This window comes from Olsenella urininfantis, assembly GCF_900155635.1.
Lineage (GTDB): Bacteria > Actinomycetota > Coriobacteriia > Coriobacteriales > Atopobiaceae > Olsenella_G > Olsenella_G urininfantis.
The window spans coordinates 88,628-106,257 of the sequence record NZ_LT732540.1; the positions used below are offsets into that span (position 1 = coordinate 88,628).

At 54.7% G+C, this 17,630-nt stretch carries 13 protein-coding genes; 9 read left to right on the forward strand and 4 right to left on the reverse strand.

Going from position 1 to position 17,630, the window contains the following annotated elements; all coding sequences use genetic code 11:
• Positions 1-58: 58 nt before the first annotated feature.
• Positions 59-4,141: a hypothetical protein gene (locus CZ375_RS08085; RefSeq protein ID WP_143803031.1), complete on the forward strand. Its 4,083-nt coding sequence runs from the start codon at positions 59-61 to the stop codon at positions 4,139-4,141.
• Between the two features lie 1,114 nt (positions 4,142-5,255).
• Here CZ375_RS08085 and CZ375_RS08275 read toward each other — a convergent pair.
• Together CZ375_RS08275 and CZ375_RS08280 are read right to left on the reverse strand one after the other, a co-directional pair.
• Complete coding sequence (locus CZ375_RS08275; RefSeq protein ID WP_077597380.1) at positions 5,256-5,609, reverse strand: MSCRAMM family protein; 354 nt, start codon at positions 5,607-5,609, stop codon at positions 5,256-5,258.
• Positions 5,606-5,860, reverse strand: a complete 255-nt coding sequence (locus tag CZ375_RS08280; protein WP_077597381.1) for a hypothetical protein — start codon at positions 5,858-5,860, stop codon at positions 5,606-5,608. The genes CZ375_RS08275 and CZ375_RS08280 overlap by 4 nt, the downstream gene beginning before the upstream one ends.
• A 425-nt stretch (positions 5,861-6,285) precedes the next feature.
• Between CZ375_RS08280 and CZ375_RS00450 the strand changes: the two genes are divergently transcribed.
• From CZ375_RS00450 to CZ375_RS00475, 8 genes are all read left to right on the forward strand, one after another.
• Positions 6,286-7,773 carry an ATP-binding cassette domain-containing protein gene (locus CZ375_RS00450; RefSeq protein ID WP_077598694.1) on the forward strand — a complete coding sequence of 496 codons (1,488 nt, stop codon included), beginning with the start codon at positions 6,286-6,288 and terminating at the stop codon, positions 7,771-7,773.
• 370 nt (positions 7,774-8,143) lie between these two features.
• Positions 8,144-8,920, forward strand: coding sequence for an alpha/beta fold hydrolase (locus tag CZ375_RS00455; protein WP_077597382.1), 777 nt, complete (start codon positions 8,144-8,146; stop codon positions 8,918-8,920).
• A gap of 854 nt (positions 8,921-9,774) precedes the next feature.
• A complete protein-coding gene (locus CZ375_RS08175) occupies positions 9,775-9,942 on the forward strand; it encodes a hypothetical protein (RefSeq protein ID WP_158553195.1) in 168 nt (55 codons plus the stop codon).
• Positions 9,942-10,919, forward strand: a complete 978-nt coding sequence (locus tag CZ375_RS08285) for a DNA methyltransferase (protein ID WP_200799660.1) — start codon at positions 9,942-9,944, stop codon at positions 10,917-10,919. Before CZ375_RS08175 ends, CZ375_RS08285 begins: the two co-directional genes overlap by 1 nt.
• 295 nt (positions 10,920-11,214) lie before the next feature.
• Complete coding sequence (locus CZ375_RS08365) at positions 11,215-12,075, forward strand: DNA methyltransferase (RefSeq protein ID WP_268794206.1); 861 nt, start codon at positions 11,215-11,217, stop codon at positions 12,073-12,075.
• Positions 12,076-12,077: 2 nt separating this feature from the next.
• A complete protein-coding gene (locus CZ375_RS00465) occupies positions 12,078-14,987 on the forward strand; it encodes a DEAD/DEAH box helicase (protein ID WP_077597383.1) in 2,910 nt (969 codons plus the stop codon).
• 353 nt (positions 14,988-15,340) lie between these two features.
• On the forward strand, positions 15,341-15,628 hold the full coding sequence (locus CZ375_RS00470) for a DUF2958 domain-containing protein (RefSeq protein WP_077597384.1): 288 nt from the start codon (positions 15,341-15,343) through the stop codon (positions 15,626-15,628).
• A 4-nt stretch (positions 15,629-15,632) separates the two neighbouring features.
• Positions 15,633-15,926, forward strand: a complete 294-nt coding sequence (locus tag CZ375_RS00475) for a hypothetical protein (RefSeq protein WP_077597385.1) — start codon at positions 15,633-15,635, stop codon at positions 15,924-15,926.
• Positions 15,927-16,152: 226 nt separating this feature from the next.
• On the opposite strand, the gene CZ375_RS00480 is transcribed toward CZ375_RS00475, so the two are convergent.
• Positions 16,153-16,827 (reverse strand): hypothetical protein, encoded by a 675-nt coding sequence (locus tag CZ375_RS00480; RefSeq protein ID WP_143803033.1) that lies wholly within the window; start codon positions 16,825-16,827, stop codon positions 16,153-16,155.
• 40 nt (positions 16,828-16,867) lie between these two features.
• Entirely contained in the window at positions 16,868-17,527 is a 660-nt protein-coding gene (locus CZ375_RS00485; protein WP_077597387.1) for a hypothetical protein, read from the reverse strand.
• Positions 17,528-17,630: the final 103 nt, after the last annotated feature.

Sequence of the window (17,630 nt, forward strand, 5' to 3'; positions counted from 1 at the left end):
CTCGTATGACAACACGTGGGATGAGCTCACTTAGTTACAAGCGCAAGCAAGGAAGGCCATGAAAGACGACGCAATTACAGACGAGCTGCAAATCGCTCTCGATAATGTTCACAGACTAGCTTTGCGATCAGCTCGCGGAGCAGAAAGCGCATGGCGAGGGTACTGGCTTCAAGCGCTTTATATAGGCGCAAGAGTGGCCCAACGCAAAAATGATGGCCTCATCTTCCTCCCCGAGACCATAGAGGATTTGACGGTGGTAACAGGAGGTGGAACATATAAAGAGTGCATAGAATTAATTCAAGTCAAGAGCTGTAAATCCAATGCTTTCCACCTCAGCAATCTGAATCCTAAAGCTAAAGACACCGACCTGGAGAAAGACGACTCTTTCTTCGGCCATATATACGCATTCTGGAAACAAGACCTGGATATCAGGGCTCGCGTAATTATTTTCGGAAGTCTCGATCACGAAATGAGTGATGTCACTGGGGGCTTGCAAGCAGAAGGTTCCATCAGCCAGAAAATGATTGAGAAATATGGATACCCAGACGATTTCTGCGAATGGCTCCAAGGGCACTTAAGCGTTGAGCAAGCTGATGAGCAGTCTCTTATATCACTGCTTGAGCAGCAGCTCAGTAATCGTATTGAAACAGGAGCCGCTGTTGGGTTGGCACGCGACTACGTCATGAGCTACATATACTCCTGTTGTCGATGCCGAATAAGAATTACCGATCGAGAGTGGCAGACAAAACTAGCAAACTTTGCATTGCAGGCGTCTTCAGCCCGCGGCTATCTTGAAAACTACGGCTACGCGATTGTTCCTTTGTCTCAATATCTTGCTGGCAGTGAGCATAACGTTTCAGAGCTGGAAGCCGCATATCGGTCCGGCGCAAGCGCAATGCCGGAACATATTGCCTTGAACCTAGATGTAGAGCGCTCAACCTGGCAATCGAAAATTAGCGAAGCCTTTGAGTCTAAAAATATAGTTGTCGTCCGCGCTGCTTCCGGGCAAGGAAAATCAACACTCTGCTATCGCTGGCTGATGAGTCGCAACGCCATTTCAGATATTTATTTGCTTAATGGAGTGTCGCCTGCAAATGCTTCGGGAATTGCCGCCGCACTTAGAGGGCTTGCGGCTAATCAAGGTAAAGTCTATGCATACATTGAAGCTGGGGCTGATACAGGATGGGTGGATTTATGCACTGAGATCAATCGCCTCAATCGCCCTAATTTGAAACTACTCGTCAGCGTCCGCGAGGATGATGCCGCCAGAGCCTGCTACGATACATCAAAAATCGGAAGCTCTGATGTCTTCCTGCTATTCGATAAACATGAAGCTGAACATTTATACAAACATCTCAATAGTTCACTGTTTCCATCGTTTGAGAGTGCGTGGAAATCATTCGGAGGAAAGGGACCCCTGATGGAGTTCATTTACTCCCTCAGCCATGATGTCTCTCTTCGCCAGAAGCTTGAGGGGCAGGTAAGACAGTTGCGTATAACAGGATGCGATAACTGGCTGACTTTCCTTTACCTTGCAAGTGCCGCTGGTGAATACGGGCTCCCTTCGTCCATTTCAAGGCTCAAAAGCGCGTCGAAACTAAACGACGTACAGAACATACTCGAGATTCTAGAGAACGAGATGCTCTTGCGATCGGATGCAGAGTATGGTCTGGTGTTCCCCATGCACCCATACCGTTCAAAGCTACTCGTCGAAATCATTGCTCCCATGCTCTACCAGGATGAAGAAGAACTCGTTCTGAATGCAGCCAAATGTGCCTCCGGCGATTTTGGCTGCATACTTATTCCCTATCTTTCGAAAAAATCATTTAGCAAAGACGGCCTGGATACCTTGCTTGATATTTCCCAAGCATCCTGGAAGTCTTCAGCTCAGGCATTACGCGTAATGGTTTGGAAGGATGCACGACGTTTCTATTGTTCTACCGCTGATTTGCGGCAACAAATGATTAATGAAAAGCTACCCGTATTCCTGTTAAGTATGATGGCTGGAGATATAACGAGTGCGAAAAATCAAAAGAATTGGCAACCCATACTGGAATTATTTCCAGATAGCGCTATTAAAGAGTCTGCTTGTGCTTTAGTCGCTCAGTTAGCTTGTCGAAAAGCCGAATATAGAGCAACCGATCGATTTCTTTCGAAATTAGCACAACGCCTTCCAGCAGTCGACTTACTTCCCAGTCAAGCATCCGAAGCCGGTTTCGTTCTTGCGTATGTGGGAAGCAGGGGCTTCGGACATTTAATTTCTGATAGCAAAACCGACGCTCTAGCTCACGTTGATAATCTAGCATCAGTAGATGTAAATCACGTTCTAGACCTACTCGTTGGCTACAGCATCATTGATATAGACATTAGCAGCGAAGACCGCCAAGCAATCTTACTTAAGACCTGTCAAAGAGATGGCATAGTTTGGCTCGACTCGTCGGAGCTGATACCAAAAGAGGTGCTGGAAGAAAGTGGCGAAAGCTACGAAGAAATACCCTCCGGATGCCTTAATGCTGATGGTTTAGTGCACCAAGTTAGCGCAATAATCGCTCCGAGGATAAGCAGCAACCTTGAGAGCGGGAACCCATCTGCCCTTGACAGTAGCTACCAGCCAAATGATGTGGTCATGAAAGCTGTATGCGATTTAAGGCGGCTGTTTCCGCAATGCGGAAGGTACTGCGTGCAATATGCTGGAATCAAACCGTTGGCCGGTGGTGTAGAAATTCCCGATTGCGAAAAACATATCCCTGAGAAAAATCTTCCACTTAACTGGCTGAAGCTTATTAATCGGTATTACATCGGAATGTGCAAGCTCGACGACGGCATCGCGAAAGATTGGAAAGAACTGGAAGAGTCTTTGAAAAATACTGTTTCTGACTCGATTAGAGCTTTGGATACTTGTTCACATCTAGTAGACGCCTTACTTAGTGGAGACAAGAAGGCTGTTGGAAAGTTGCAGGAACGATTTAATGATGAAGCCACAAAGGCAAAAGAGGAATTAGACGTTGTTGACGTGAACCTACCGATCTGTGCGTTGGACACCTACGCATTCAATTCTGGGCAAACAAAAGCATTTGATACAGATAGGAATGATGGCAGCGCAACAGAAAAAGCACCCGCTTTTGGATTGACGAGAGAGACGAATCCTGTCTTGAGTGACACGAGAAGATTCCTATTAAACCTGCAAAACCACTTTAATAGTATTAATGACATGATCTTATATGTGCTTAACTGTGGCAAGCGCCCGTCGACAGTAGCTGTAAGTAACATTGCACAGGCTTGCGCTAAATCCGAAATCTGCGATGCCGAATTTACGAACCTTTTCGGAGGAAGGTGCTTAATAAGTGAGAAGCAGGAAGAAAAACTGTTTCAGCATGCCGTTTACTGGAACTATTTATGGTGCAGGAAAGACAAGAAGCAGGAGAAGACACTCTTCAGACAAGCCTATAGAGCCAAGGTATTACAGAAGCTCAAGCCTCTTCTTGTAAATAGATTCAGTACAGAACCGGATGTGGAGACCGCAGTGATTTGCGGTGATCTATTCAAAACTACCTACAAAGCATCATCGGGCGTTCCATTCTCAGAAGTGGCTGCAAGCTGTATTCGAGATCTCATGAAGTGCGATTTAGAATCAGATGAGCACCTTATAGAATGGTGGCTTCTGTACAATGGACCGGTCAAGCGCATTGAGGTAGTGTTCGTTTCCAATGGCTGCAGTCTGATAAAAAAGACTTATCAGCTTAGCACTCTTATGAATCACATGAATGATCCTGATACCTCAGAGGCAATTTCACCTGCAGAGCTCGCATTCAGCGAAAGCAATATCAACGGACTTGAAAAGGCCATCATTGCTTTTCAAGCCTCTTTGGAAACGTGCAAGCGTTTACATAATTGCATAGCAGAGGTCGATGAAATAGTTTCGTCCCGTGCACCTGATAGCGACAAAAAGGTGATGGGCGTTTGGGGAGAATGGCGTGAGTCGAGCGTGAAAGAGCTTGAAAATATATTTTCGCGCCTAGACGACATTGCTCATCGATATTCAGATAATTTAATCGGCAGCGAAAACATCATTAGTGAATTGAAAGTAAGCATGGATTACAAGGCTTCCAATGAGAAAAATTCAACAGGGTTTCAAAGATAGCTTGGCTGCAATGTAGTCAGTTACATGCGGAAAAGCTATTTCCCCAGCTCAGGGCTGTCACTCTTCACTCGGGATTTGTTACTCTCGAGTCCGAGTGCGCCCCACCCCGCTGGCGCCGCTTCCGCCCATGTAGTCAGTTGCACGCAACCGAACTGCGTTTCCGCAGGTCAAACGTGTCACTCTTCGGTCGGATGAAAACACTCTCATCAAGTGACTACATCGCATGTAGTCAGTGCTGACTACAGGGTGACTACACGGTTTTCGCAATGAGAGAGTAGAGAAAGTCCCAGCTCACCTGCCCCGCTGGCTACATCGAAACGGGCTATGCGACGATCGAGTGGGGGTGAGCTGGGGCTTCGTTCCATCTAGTTGCAAGCCGCCCATCTAGTGGCGGTGGTTAGCATCTAGTGGTAGGAATAGGACAAAGCCACCGGAACTTTCGATGAGTGGAAATAACCCAGAAGCTCTGAAATCAAACGATTTCAGAGCTTCTCTTATAGGTGTTGATATGCATTTATATTCTTCGTTCCGCTCATGTCGCGGTAAGCGTTGCTGTTAGATGAGAAAGAATCTGCTCCTCGTTGCGAATACGTACCAAACATCGTTGGAGTGCTTCCATAGAGCTTTTTAGCCGCCTCGTATCGCAACCGCTTTCCATGTAGTCATCGTGTATTCACCCGTTTTTGGGAAGGGGAAAACTCGCGTTGCGCCCGTTCAGAGCGAAGAGTGACAAACCTTCCCAAAACTCGATTGAGGGTCGAGAATCGTGTGATTACATCCTCGTCGGCGACAGCCTCGTGATCATCGTCATCCGCATCGGTCGCGGTATTGCCGATCTTGGGCCCCTCGGAGTTCACGAGCGTTCCGAGGTCGATCTTTACAGAGTCCTTGTAGACAGTGACGTCGAACGCTGGGATCAGGTCCCTGTCTGCGTTGGAATCGCATCGTTGCTCTTCAATAGTGTAGGTGTCGTAAATGAGTGCGCCCTTGTTGTTGTCGGGTTCGGAGGAACCGAATCAGATTCCCGATTCGGAAGTGCCTGCGTTGGTGTTGAAGGCGTGCGCGTTCCAGCTAGAAGCTGTCGAGGCATAGCCGTTAGCGTCGGTAACGATCGTCACCGTGAACACATGGGTCTTGGTGTTGGGGGATAGCCTTCAGGAGCGCTGGTTTCCTTCACCGTGATCTTGCCCAGGGGAATTCCGTCGAACACGATTTGCGGGCCTTCGGTGGTTCCCTCGACGGTCTTGGTGGTTCCGTTGTATGTGCACGTAGCCTCGTGGGTCGCGCCATCAAGTGATGCCCTGCCTTGGGGCGTGGCCTCCAGGGTTTCGCTGTCTTGCTTAACGATGGTGAGCTTCACGGTGATGGGCTGGTCGGTCGCATTGACGCTGGCATCCGCGCCCTTGACGGTGATGGTGAACGCCTCGTCAGAAAGTTTGTAACCCGCTGGTGCGGAGATTTCCTTCACGGTGTACGTACCGTTCGGGAGCTTGTCTGCGGTGGTTCCGTGCCGCTTGCGTCCGTCTCGAGCTTGGTTACGAGAGAGCCGTCTTTGTAGACGCCATACACGGCTCTAGCCAGCGAGTACTGGGAGTTGCCCTTGGTCACCTTGACATCGCCGGACGACTTGTCGAGCGTGCCGTATCCGCCCTCGGCGAGGCCCCGGTACACCTTAAAGCTCGGATACGTCTTGCCATGCCCGCCGTTGATTCTCCACATGTGGTCGAAGCGGCAGTTGCCCGTATCGGACCCCTCGTACCAGGCATGGTAGATGGTCTTATCCTCGCCTGCGATACCGCAGTACGCGGCACTAAGCCACGGTAAGCCAACCTAAGGCCCAAATGGCGAAACCCTGTTGTCAGCTTGACCGGATTGGGCCAATCTGCCCGATTGTTCGCTGTCACCTGAGTGACTATAATGATTCCAAGCAACCCGCCGGTGCCTTTGGCAAGCGTCGGCACGAGAAAGGTCCTGGTGCATGAAGAACTAGCGATGGCCATATCCACCCGAAAGCCAAGCGACATCGCTGGTGGCCATGCCTGCGGGTGCAGCATCGCATGTTCGAGCATCGTTCTAAAGCCACATACTCAAACTGGCAAAGCGCAGAGCTGCCCCCCATGGCCTCCCGCAGGACCGGAGGCGACATGCAGCTCAACCTCTCCAACATCGAATACACCTATCCGTTGACGGCAGAGCCCGCCCTACGCGCCGTGACTGCTACGTTTCCCCGTGGGTGGACCGGCATCGTCGGTGACAACGGCGGGGGCAAAACCACGTTGGCGCTGGTAGCTTGTGGGCTTTTGCGGCCCGACGCTGGCATGGTCTCACCATCCCTCCTCTCCGCCTACTGCGCTCAAGATGCGAAGGAGCCGCCGGAAAACGTGGTCGATTTTGCACTTGCCTATGATGGCCTAGCCGTGAGGCTCCGTCGCGAGCTCGCCATCGAGGACGACTGGCCCTGGCGCTATGCCACGCTCTCGGGCGGGCAGCAGAAGCGACTGCAGGTGGCCTGCGCCCTGTGGGCCACTCCGGACGTCCTTGCCATGGACGAGCCCACCAACCACGTCGATGCGTCGACCCGCCGCGCCATATCCGATGCGCTGTCGCGCTTCAATGGGATTGGCCTCCTCGTCTCGCACGACCGGGAGCTGCTCGACGCCCTCTGCGCGCAGTGTCTGTTCGTCTCGAGGGGTGACGTCGTCATGAGGTCAGGCGGATACTCGCGGGCATCCTCGCAGGCGGTCCTGGAGCGCTCGGGCGCCGTCCATGCGCGCGACGAGGCCCGCAAGGAGAAGGCCCGCATCGAGCGGGAAGTCAGGCGTCGTCGTGAGGAGGCGTCGCGTGCCGCTGGCAAGAGGAGCCTCAGGGGCATAGACAAGCACGATGCGGACGCGCGTCGCAGGGTGCGTGTCGCGGTGGTGACCGGCAAGGACGGGCAGGCGGGCAGGCTCTCGTCACGCATGGTCGGAAGGCTGGAGGACGCGGAGGCGAGGCTTGTGGCGACGCGGGTCGAGAAGCGCTACGAGGCGGACGTGTGGCTCGATGCCGAGCCCAGCAGACGCAAGCTCCTTTTCAGGATGGGGCCTTGCAGCATCCCCCTCGGTGACGCCTCCCTGGTCGTTCCTGCTCTGCACATCGGAAACACCGATCATATCGGGCTCGTCGGGGACAACGGTTCTGGCAAGACGACCCTTGTCAGGCGAATTGTGGAGAGCCTTGCCGAAACGACGAGATTTCTCTACATCCCCCAGGAGCCCGATCGGGCCCAGGAGTGGGCTGCCTTGAGCGTATTGCACGATCTTCCGGCCAGCCAGTGCGGCCGCGTTCTCTCCGTTGTGGCGCAGCTTAACTCCGATCCGAACCGCATGCTCGAGGGAGATGCCGTTAGTCCGGGGGAGATGCGCAAGCTCATGCTGGCCCTCGGGATTGTCGAACGCCCTCAGCTCGTCATCATGGACGAGTCCACTAACCACCTCGACATAGGATCCATTGAGGCTCTGGAGCGCGTGCTGGCCGTCTATCCCGGCGCGCTTCTCTTGGTTTCCCACGACGCAGCCATGGTGAAGGCGGCCACAAACGTGGTCTGGCGGACAAGGCCTTTGGGGGGTGGCTATGAGCTCGTAGTGGGATAGACACCCTTACATTGCAGCTGTTCTTGTAATATTGACTCAGCCTGAACTCAGCTACATGAAAAGCATGCACGCCTTTGCAGCTCAAACCACTTGTTTTTCAACGATCTGGGTCCATTCTCCACTGTTGCATGCCAAACTGGAATTCAGTGCCGAGTTCCAGCTGAGCTCTAGCTTTGAGATGGTTTCACGCTGCCGAGAATAAACATACACACAGTCCAGCATGTACGTTGAGTTCATTCAATCTCGAATACTGGCGGTTAAGCGGGAATGAAAGAGCTTCTGAACTAGACTTTTACAGAGCGTTCCATCTACCGCTATCTATTACCATTCCGTTTGTCCGACAAATTCAAATTTGCGAGGGTGCTGAAATATGATGTTTCATGAATTCGGCGATAGAAACCTCCCCCATATACTGTTGATACACGGCGGGGGTAATTCCTGGTGGAACTACCTCCGGCAAGCCCGTATGCTCTCGGATGCATACCATGTAATCTTACCGACGCTTGATGGCCATGGAGAAGAATGTCAAAAAGATTATATTTCAACCGAGGATTCCGCACAGCAGATCATGGGCTATGTAAAAAGCAATTGCAACGGGAAACTGTTTGCTGTAGGCGGCGTTTCCTTGGGTGGTCAAATTGCAATCGAGTTATTATCGCTGGATAGCGGTATAGCCGAAAAAGCAATAATCGATGGGAGCATCTGCATTCCTCAGCCCAAACTGGCACGAATCAGTGCAATCACTGTAAAGCTATTTGGGAAGCTTATGTTTAGCAGATCGGCTAGCAGGATTCAGTTAAGCCTAATGAAGAAAATGTATCCCAACATGGCTTATCCCGCAGAAATAGAAAACTACTATATGGAAGATATGCCAAAGCTTCCTATCAAAACACTAGTGACGATGTATCGAACATATATGGGAGAGTACAGGCTCAAAGACGCTATCACAGAAAGCAAAGCGCAGGTTTTATATATCTATGGTGAAAAGGAAATGGGCTGCGTCAAGGAATCGGCCAGGCTGTTTCAAAAAATGCATCCTGATTGCACCCTCCATGAAGCTAAAGGGTACAACCACGGATATATGTCTGCTTACCTGCCTTTAGAGTGGATGGATCTGGTTAATCCGTTTTTGGAAAACTGCGTTTGACTTGACAGTAAGTTGAACTATAGAGTTTTCGAACGAGTCAAGGTTTATCTGCATAAATGATAGCTCGATAAACGATAGGCGTAATTACTCGCCGGTATACTCGCATCAAAATCGTAAGCCTCTTCATAGAAGGCTAATTGTGAAACTCAGTCGTGTGTCGCAATCCGGCATATTCACAGGTAAGGTTTACTCCTCATTAGGTTGCGCTTATTTTCCACATCGAGTGCTGGAGTTGAACTCAGTCCTGAGTTCCGGTTGAGTACTAGTTTTGAGATGATTTCGCATACTGGAAAATAAATAAATCCGTTAGTCAAGTCAATCATTGAGTCCAAGTACCTCTGTTTTGCAATCATAGAGTGGGAATAGTAAATAGCCCTTTGCGAGGGAGGTCGGATGCGGCCTCCCTCGTTTTTTATTTGCGTGCCATGGATGCTTGTTCATTGTGGTGTATGTGGTACATGCAAACCAGCCACGCAATCTCTCAAGCTGTTTAGCTGGGATTATTGTTTGCTGGTATTTTTTAAAGTGTTTTCAATTACCGAAGCAACGCCATCAATTTATTTCAATTAATGCTGACCGGCAGATCGCGTCCGCCCGCAAGAGGCCGCTCGGACTGGTACTCAAAATGTACTCACGACGTTTTGAGTATCGATTTGCTGGTACTCGCAGACGGTAAAAACGACTGTCTACCTCGATATATTCGTTATCCCCAACGATTCGTCAACGAATACTGACTAGTGATTGAGTGATGCATGGCTCAAATTTACATACGTAATTACGTAATTACGTATTCTGAAGTAAAATGATTTCGGTCAATTAAGGAACGTAGAACAGGTCAATTCGGAGGGGCGATCATGGAGGAAGATCAGGCTGTTCATGCCGAAAGGGAGCTAGATAAGTTCACGCTCTCGATAACCCGCGAGGATAAGCGGGCTCTTAAGTCCTATGCCGCGCGCCAGGATAAGACGGTGGCTAAAGTCCTGCGCGAATGGATTGACGAGAAGTGCAAGGGGGAGAAGTGATGTCTCAGACGGCGCAAGCGGTCGTTCAGAACCTTGTTGATCGCGCTGTCAAGCTGGGCGATCGTCAGCTCGCTGCCGACATCCGCGCCTTTGCTGCGCAGCGCCAGTTTGGGCTTGTATTTGAACACAACCGTCCAGAGCGACTTCGCCTTTATGGCAAGCCTATCATGGAGGGCGATGTCGTACAGGTGCTTCCCGAGCGTGGTAAAAAAGAGGACTCTAGCTCCCAACTGCTATGGTTGGTAAATGCCGTTCGGGGGGGGGTTGCTGATCTAAAGCCATATCAATCGCCCTCATATGACGAAAACGATTGTGAGCCCCGCTCCGTTGCTGTCGACGATGTCGTGCCTGTTGCTGAATATGACCAGCCGATTTATGCTGGCCTCAAAGAGGCTGGGCGTGTCGAGCGCGCTGGCGATAAGCCCTATCAAGTAGTCATTAACGGCGAAAACTACCATGCTCTTGAAACCTTGGCCTTTGCCTATGCAGGCAAAGTGGACTGCATATATATTGACCCACCCTATAACACTGGCGCCCGCGACTGGAAATACAACAACGATTACGTCGACGGCTCCGACGCCTATCGCCACTCCAAGTGGCTTGCCTTCATGGAGCGCCGCCTCAAGCTCGCCAAGCAGCTGCTCAACCCCAACGATTCCGTACTCATCGTGACGATCGACGAGAAGGAGTACGCAAGGCTTGAGCTTCTTTTAGAGAGCGTTTTTCCCAACGCGACCGGTATCCAGACGGTTTCAATCACCATAAACAAGAACGGGGTTGCCCGCGGCAACCAGTTCAAGAGAGCTGACGAGTACGCTGTCTTTTGCTTTTTTGGTACCGCCGCGCCGTGCCAAGTGGACCGCAGACTCTATTCCGTTGAGTTCGGAGAACTTGAGGAAAAAGTGGCTGCTGAGGGGCGGTCCCAATGCCGCTCGCACCGCAAGGCCGAACCTCTTCTATCCCATCTATATCGATGAGGAGACCGCGACAATTAAGGAGCTCGGCGCTTCTCTCCCCCTTGAACAAGACTGGACAAAGATACCGACAAAAACGGGTCTCAGGGCAGTTTGGCCTATTAGGACCGATGGCCGAGAGGCGACTTGGAGGATCTCCCAGAATGCTCTACAGGCCAAGCTTGATCGCGGGTGCGCAAAAGTAGGTGAGTACAACAAAAAGAGTGATCGGTACTCCCTCCTTTACCTAGGAGATTCCCAAGAGGAGCGTCTCAAGAATGGAGAAATTAAACTCATCGGCAAGGCTGAGGATGGGTCCTTGCTTCTCGAAGAGCAGGGAGAGCGCTCTGCCATTCCAACAACTGTTTGGAGTGGCACGCAGTTCTCTGCTGGTGAATACGGGAGCCGATATATCAAAAAGTTCATCGGCGATAGGCGCTTCACATTTCCAAAGTCCCTTTATGCGACCGAGCTCTCAATCGCTTCCGTTGTTGCCGACAAGCCCGACGCCCTTGTAGTCGATTTCTTCTCAGGATCGGGCACCACGGCACATGCCGTCATGCGCTTGAACCATCAGGACGGCGGGCGCAGGCGCTCCATCAGCGTAACGAATAACGAGGTCTCCGAGGACGAATCCAAAAAGCTCACCAAGCGCGGTCTTCGCCAGGGCGACCCCGAATGGGAGGCGCTGGGCATCTGCCAGTACGTTACCAAACCACGCGTCACGGCGGCCATCACGGGCAAGACGCCCGAGGGCGATTCCATCAAGGGTGACTACAAGTTCACCGACGAGTTCCCCATGGCCGACGGCTTCGAGGAAAACGCCGTCTTCTTTGACCTCACCTACGAAGACCCGGACGCCGTCGAGCTGGGCGTGGCCTTCGAGGAGATCGCGCCCCTGCTCTGGCTGCGCGCTGGTTCGCGTGGCAGCATCATCAAGCACGAGCAGCCGGGCTTTGCCATGGCCGACGCCTACGCCGTCCTCTTCGACTTTGCTTCGGTCGGCGCTTTCATAGACGCCGTCAAGCAGAATGCCAGCATAGGGTGCGCCTATGTGATCACGGACGACACGGCTCGATACGCCTCCGTCAAGGCACAACTACCTGGGCTCGACGTCGTCCGCCTGTACGAGAACTACCTGCAATCGTTCAAGATTGCCGCCGAGGATGCGGTGAGGTAAACATGAGAGTCGAACTTAAGGATTTCCAAGCCGGTGCGGTCGCGACCCTGGCGAACAAGTTGCAGTCGATGCGCCGACGCTACGAGCGGGACGGCGAGCTGTCCTCGATATGCCTCGCATCTCCCACGGGGTCGGGCAAAACGGTCATGTGCGCAGCGACGATCGAAGCGCTCTTCTTCGGAGACGACGATTTGAGCCTCATGCCCGACGAGAATGCCGTCGTTCTTTGGCTCTCGGATTCTCCGAGCTTGAACGAGCAGACGAGCGTGCGTTTCTCAAACGTGGCGGACAAGCTAGCAGACAGCATCCTTGACAGGCGCCACCTGGTCACAATTACCAACGACTTCGGAGCCGCGCACGACATTCTCGAGCCGCGCCACGTCTATTTCCTCAGCAAGGATCTGCTCAGTAAGAACGGCCTGCTCACCAAGGGTAGTGAGGCCAACTCCGGCCGCGTGTTCTGGGACATCCTTGACCGCACCATCAGGGACCCGGAGCGCAACCTCTATCTGTTCATAGACGAGGCTCATCGCGGCCTGGGGGCCAATGCCTCGAGCGAGCGCGGCACTGCGACGATCTACGCCAGCCTCATTGATGGGCTCGACGGCCGTGCAGCGATGCCCATCGTCGTCGGGGTCTCTGCCACGCCGCAGAGGTTCGAGGCGGCCATGGACCAGCGCGCCGATCGCGTGCGTATGCCAAAGGTCGCTGTGACCCCTCGCGAGGTCCAGGAGTCAGGTCTGCTCAAGGACATCATTGAGCTGCGCGTGCCAGAGAAGGACGACCCAGTCGAGCACCAGTACCTCACTATGGCGTGCGAGCGCTATGCCCTGACTTGCCGCGAATGGGGCGAGTACTGTGCCCGTGAGGGCGAGGGCCCCGTCAACCCGCTGCTGCTCATCCAAGCGGCGGACAACGTGAGCAACTCGGCCCTGGCTGAGATGTGCGACCAGATCACGGGCCTGGTCCCCGGCCTTTCCGAGGCGATGTCGTTCGCCAACGTCTTCGGCGAGCATAAGGACATCGCGGCGGGAAAATACCTTATTCCCTATGTCGAACCCGAGTTCGTTCAGGACACCTCGCGCATTCGCGTGCTCTTCGCCAAGGAGGCTGTCTCCAACGGATGGGACTGCCCGCGAGCGGAGGTCATCTTCTCGCAGCGCAGGCGTTCGGACTCGACCTATATCGCACAGCTCGTGGGACGTATGGTACGCACTCCACTTGCGCGGCGCATCGAATCCGATGATCTTCTGAACTCCGTCGCCTGCTACCTGCCCCAGTTCAATCCCGAGAGCACTCAGGACGTGGTCGACTACCTCATGGGCCGCAAGGACGACATGGGCGAGAGCTCCATCGGCAAGCAGAACATCGTTCTCAACCCCGTGACTATCACGGCGGCTGCGCCCAAGTCCGAAGCCGACTACCAACAGGAGCTCAAGGCGTACGAGGAGAACGAGAAGGCTATCGAGGCGGCGCGGCAGGCGCAACCCGACTACCAGGCGCCGCTTGCCGGCATCGCGATTCAGGAGCCGTTGGACATGCAGGGAACGCAGTCCTCGCTTGCCTCGGTGGCCAGGCCCGTCGACGTCCCGGCGCCAGAAGCGGAGCTGGCGCCTCAGCCCGCAACGGGCAACTACGTTGCAGCGCCTGCCCCGCAGCAACCTGCGACACCTGAGCCAAGTTCCACACAGACCGAGTCGACCCAGCCCGTCTCGGTCGTAAAACCCGTGCCCATGGCAAAGCCCAAGCCGCCCACCAAGCGCGAGCAGTCTTTCACGCACCAGGAGTGGAAGGGCATCCGCACAGCCTTCGATTCCATCCCCGTCCAGCGCATTCCGAAGAAGGCCAGAAACGAATTCCAGAGCCTGGTTAAGACGGCGACTCTGCTTGTCGAGACCGGCCTCGATGTCAATGCCGCGGCCGACGTGAAAAAACAGTTCGTCCAGAAGCTCAAGGGATACATCGTTGCTAACGAGGACGAGTACCGCGAAACCAAACACGACGTAGAGGTTGCCGAGACCGTCAAGATCACGCTCGACAAGCTCAACGAGACCGAGGACCAGGAGCAGGAGGAGGCCCGCACGGACGCCGAGGGCCTCAGAAAGGCTGCCCGCGACGCCGACATGCATTTCACTAAGGAGTTTGCGAATGAGTATCGTCGCGCCAACTTCAAGGAGCTCGGGCGCCCCGAGTGCGACCTGCGCCTTGCCGCAGCGGTGCGCACGCAGGCCATCGTCGATGCGCTCGAGGGCTGGGCGGCTCAATGCCGAAAGGAATACTTCGATAAGGTCGATGGATCTGGCGATTATGACTACCTTAACGACTCGGCAAAACAGCGTTACGACGAGCTGGCCCGTGAAACCGAAGGCAAGCGCCTCACAAAGATAGAGTGGCCCACGTCTGCCAGCACGTCGGACGACTTTGCCAAGTATCCACGCCATATCGTGCAGAAGGAGGACGGTCTCTGTCCGCTCGACTTGAAACCGGTCGAAGACTTTATCGTTAAGAATGAGCTGGCGAAGAGTCGTACGGTTGCCTTCTATCGCAACCCATCGGGCAGCATGTCTGCCAAGGCGTTTTCGATTCCGTACATGTCTTCGGTGGGACGCAAGGCCCTGCATCCAGACTTCCTCTTCTTCGTGAAGGATGCTGACGGCGCCATCAAGCCGTCCATCATCGACCCCCACGGCGAGTTCCTCGGCGACACGCTGGCAAAGCTTAGGGGCTATGTGACCTATCTGCGTGATTATCCCGACGTGTTCAAGCAGGTACTCTTCGTCGGGGATATGGGCGAGGGCGTGTACAAGGTGCTCAACCTCCTGCGCCCCGAGGTCCAGGATGCCGTGATGGGCTACAGCGATGTCGACTGTAAGGCGCTCTTCTACGGCTCCTTCGCAAACGACTATCACTAGGATCGTCGGGATTTGCCCGGCAGGCGTCTCGGATCATATACCAGAACCGAATTAGCAAGGCTCGCTAAGGCGGCCGTCCGTTAGGGGCGGCCGCCTCTCTTCGGTCTTGGCCCATGATTTCCAACGTTTCGGTGGCATTCACTGTCATGACCTCGTGTCCGTTACGTGGGTGGCACCTCCGCTACGCCGCGTCAAGGGGCCCATGAGACCCCGCACAAACCTCCGCTCCGCTCCGGTTGGTGGAGGTCGTCATGGACTCCCTTGACCCGTCTTCGCTCCGGTGCGGCTTTGCCCGCAAGGGCGGGATGTTGAGGGCATGGTGCCCGGAAACGGAGGAAGACATGCAGTAGCTAATGACGAGGGAGATTGCGGAGGGTCTGCCGAGGCTCTATGAGCAAGACGGTGTGGAGGACCCTACGGTATACGTCCACTTCTTCTCGTGCGTAAACGGATGGGGCTGGTGGCTGCTCGAGTTCGATGGGACGGATGAGGCGTTCGGCCTCGTCGAGGGCTATGACGATGAGCTCGGCTACTTCAGCATCAAGGAGATGGAGGACCTGAACCGCCAGATGGGGTTCGCCGCCGTCGAACGCGACGAGTACTTCGAGCCGAAGCCGCTCAGCGCCGTCAGGGGGAGGTAGCTCCATGGAGATGGACGAGTTTGGCGCCGTGGGCGTATTCGGCAAGTCCCCGGGCGGAGCCGTCAGGCTGACTGTCGTCGTCGAGTTTGAGTCGGGCGGCGAGGGCGGGGCGTTCGAGATGGGTACCGCTCCGGAGGGGTCACCCGAAGTCGGGCGACTCGTCTCGAACGCACGCGACGAGGCCGATGCCTTGGTGGAGGACAGGGGCGGGTGGGCTGCCGTCCGCATCGGATTCGGCGACGTGGAGAGCATTGACTGCGAGAGCGGCCGGACCGTGTACGTTTCCGGAGAGGGGTGAGGCGCATACAGAGAGCGCGGGCATGCCATCGGCGTGCCCGCGCCAGCTTTTCCGGGGATGCCTCGCGCCATCCCCGAACCCCTGCGCGCCAAGGGGCAGCGCCCCTTGGAACCTTGGCTAAGGTGGCTCGGGGGACATGGAGGATACCGGAGCGCGTGCGTCCGGCGGTATCAATAGAACTCAACCTGATACTTGACCGCTACGGCCTAGAATTCAGTGGCTTCCGCTACTTCGTGGCTCCGCAGCCCGAGCACTTATACCCGGTGGTCACGGTCTCGTCCCATGCCGCGCTCACCTGTACCTGTTCGTCGTAGGCAGCCTGCACTGTACGAGACTCTTCGTGGCAAGAACCGCAGTTGCCACCGTTGAGTAGCGAGTTCTTAAAATGAGCTGCTTCGTTCCCAGTGATATCCGCCCCGCAGTTGTTGCAAATGCTGACATACTTTACAACTGCGTCATGGTGGACGGTCCTGTACTGCGCGTCATGATGGACGGTCTTGGTCTGGACTACCCAGTTGTGCTGGTGGGAGGCAGTTTCCTGTGCGGAGGAGTTTTCCGACTCTGGTTTGCCGGAGCTCTTTCCATTCTCACCTGACGACGGGACGTCCGAGCCATTACCCGTCGTTCTCCTCTCGTTCGCAGTGGTTTCTTCAGGCTGGGCGTCTTCCGCCGTCGGTCCAGAGGCTTCGTCTGTCCCGTCTCGCGCGACGGAGCTCGTCTCGTTGTCTTCTTCGGTTGCTCCCGCGGCTTCTCGCTGCGTTGTCGCAGCCGAATTGCCTTCGTCTTTATTTCCCGTGGGCATGGCGTGCGGCCAGGCGAGGGCGAGGAACGCGGCGAGCAGGACGGCTGCTGTCGCTATTGCTGTCCTCTTTGACTTTGCTCGTGTGAGGATCGCCGTCATGAGGCGCCTGTTCTCGCCCGCCTTGGTGTCTCCATCGTGCCTATTTTCCATTGGTGAACATCACCGCGCTCGACTCGGAAGAAAGGGTCAGCGTAAGGGAGCCCTTGCGGTTAGACAGCCTGAAGTGTGTCTTCTCGCCCTCGACGGCCATCGTTCCCTCGTAGATCAGGGGGCGAGGTGACGACCCGTCCGAGCTCACCCACTGAGAGGATACGTCGAGGTCGTATTCGCCCGAATGGTCCGAGGCGAGCCATGAGCTCTCGCGTGGTCCGTCGCTATAAAAGCCCTTCCTCTGGTACTCGCCCTTCGTGAACACGAGCGAGCCGCCGTCGAACGAGAGCGTCTCGGCTACGGTCTGCGTTGAGGGCAGGTCCTTCACCGACCAGGTGGCGCCCTCCAGCGTGTCTCTCACCCTGTCGGGCGTGGCCGCCGTGTACTCGTCGTAGTAGGACTTCGCCGCGGACTCGTCCTCGAAGCACCTCTCTCCGTAGTCCTCGGACCCCGAGGGGACGTAGCTCCCGTCGTCCTGCCTTACGAGCGTGACGGTGCCGAGTTGCGAGGAAGACAGGGCCACGTCATCGCCCTCGGCTTTCCAGTCGCCGCTGAGTTCGGTGGAGCCGACGTAGTGCCATGTGTCATCGTCGAACTTGATTGTCGACGCGCTTCCGGGCTTGTTCGAGCACACCTTGCTGAGGGCCACGTCGCCGCAGACCGAGTAGTAGTAGAGAGTCTTACCGTTGAGGTCGCTCTTGCCGCATCCGGCGAGTCCGAGCGCTCCTATAGCGGCGAGGGATCCCGCTGCG

Bases quoted from the DNA above. Each gene is read 5' to 3' on its own strand.
- CZ375_RS00455 (WP_077597382.1), top strand. From the start codon at position 8,144: ATGATGTTTCATGAATTCGGCGATAGAAACCTCCCCCATATACTGTTG.
- CZ375_RS00475 (WP_077597385.1), top strand. From the start codon at position 15,633: ATGGAGATGGACGAGTTTGGCGCCGTGGGCGTATTCGGCAAGTCCCCG.
- CZ375_RS08085 (WP_143803031.1), top strand. From the start codon at position 59: ATGAAAGACGACGCAATTACAGACGAGCTGCAAATCGCTCTCGATAAT.
- CZ375_RS08285 (WP_200799660.1), top strand. From the start codon at position 9,942: ATGTCTCAGACGGCGCAAGCGGTCGTTCAGAACCTTGTTGATCGCGCT.
- CZ375_RS08280 (WP_077597381.1), bottom strand. From the start codon at position 5,860: ATGTGGAGAATCAACGGCGGGCATGGCAAGACGTATCCGAGCTTTAAG.
- CZ375_RS00470 (WP_077597384.1), top strand. From the start codon at position 15,341: ATGACGAGGGAGATTGCGGAGGGTCTGCCGAGGCTCTATGAGCAAGAC.
- CZ375_RS00465 (WP_077597383.1), top strand. From the start codon at position 12,078: ATGAGAGTCGAACTTAAGGATTTCCAAGCCGGTGCGGTCGCGACCCTG.
- CZ375_RS08175 (WP_158553195.1), top strand. From the start codon at position 9,775: ATGGAGGAAGATCAGGCTGTTCATGCCGAAAGGGAGCTAGATAAGTTC.
- CZ375_RS00480 (WP_143803033.1), bottom strand. From the start codon at position 16,827: ATGACGGCGATCCTCACACGAGCAAAGTCAAAGAGGACAGCAATAGCG.
- CZ375_RS00450 (WP_077598694.1), top strand. From the start codon at position 6,286: ATGCAGCTCAACCTCTCCAACATCGAATACACCTATCCGTTGACGGCA.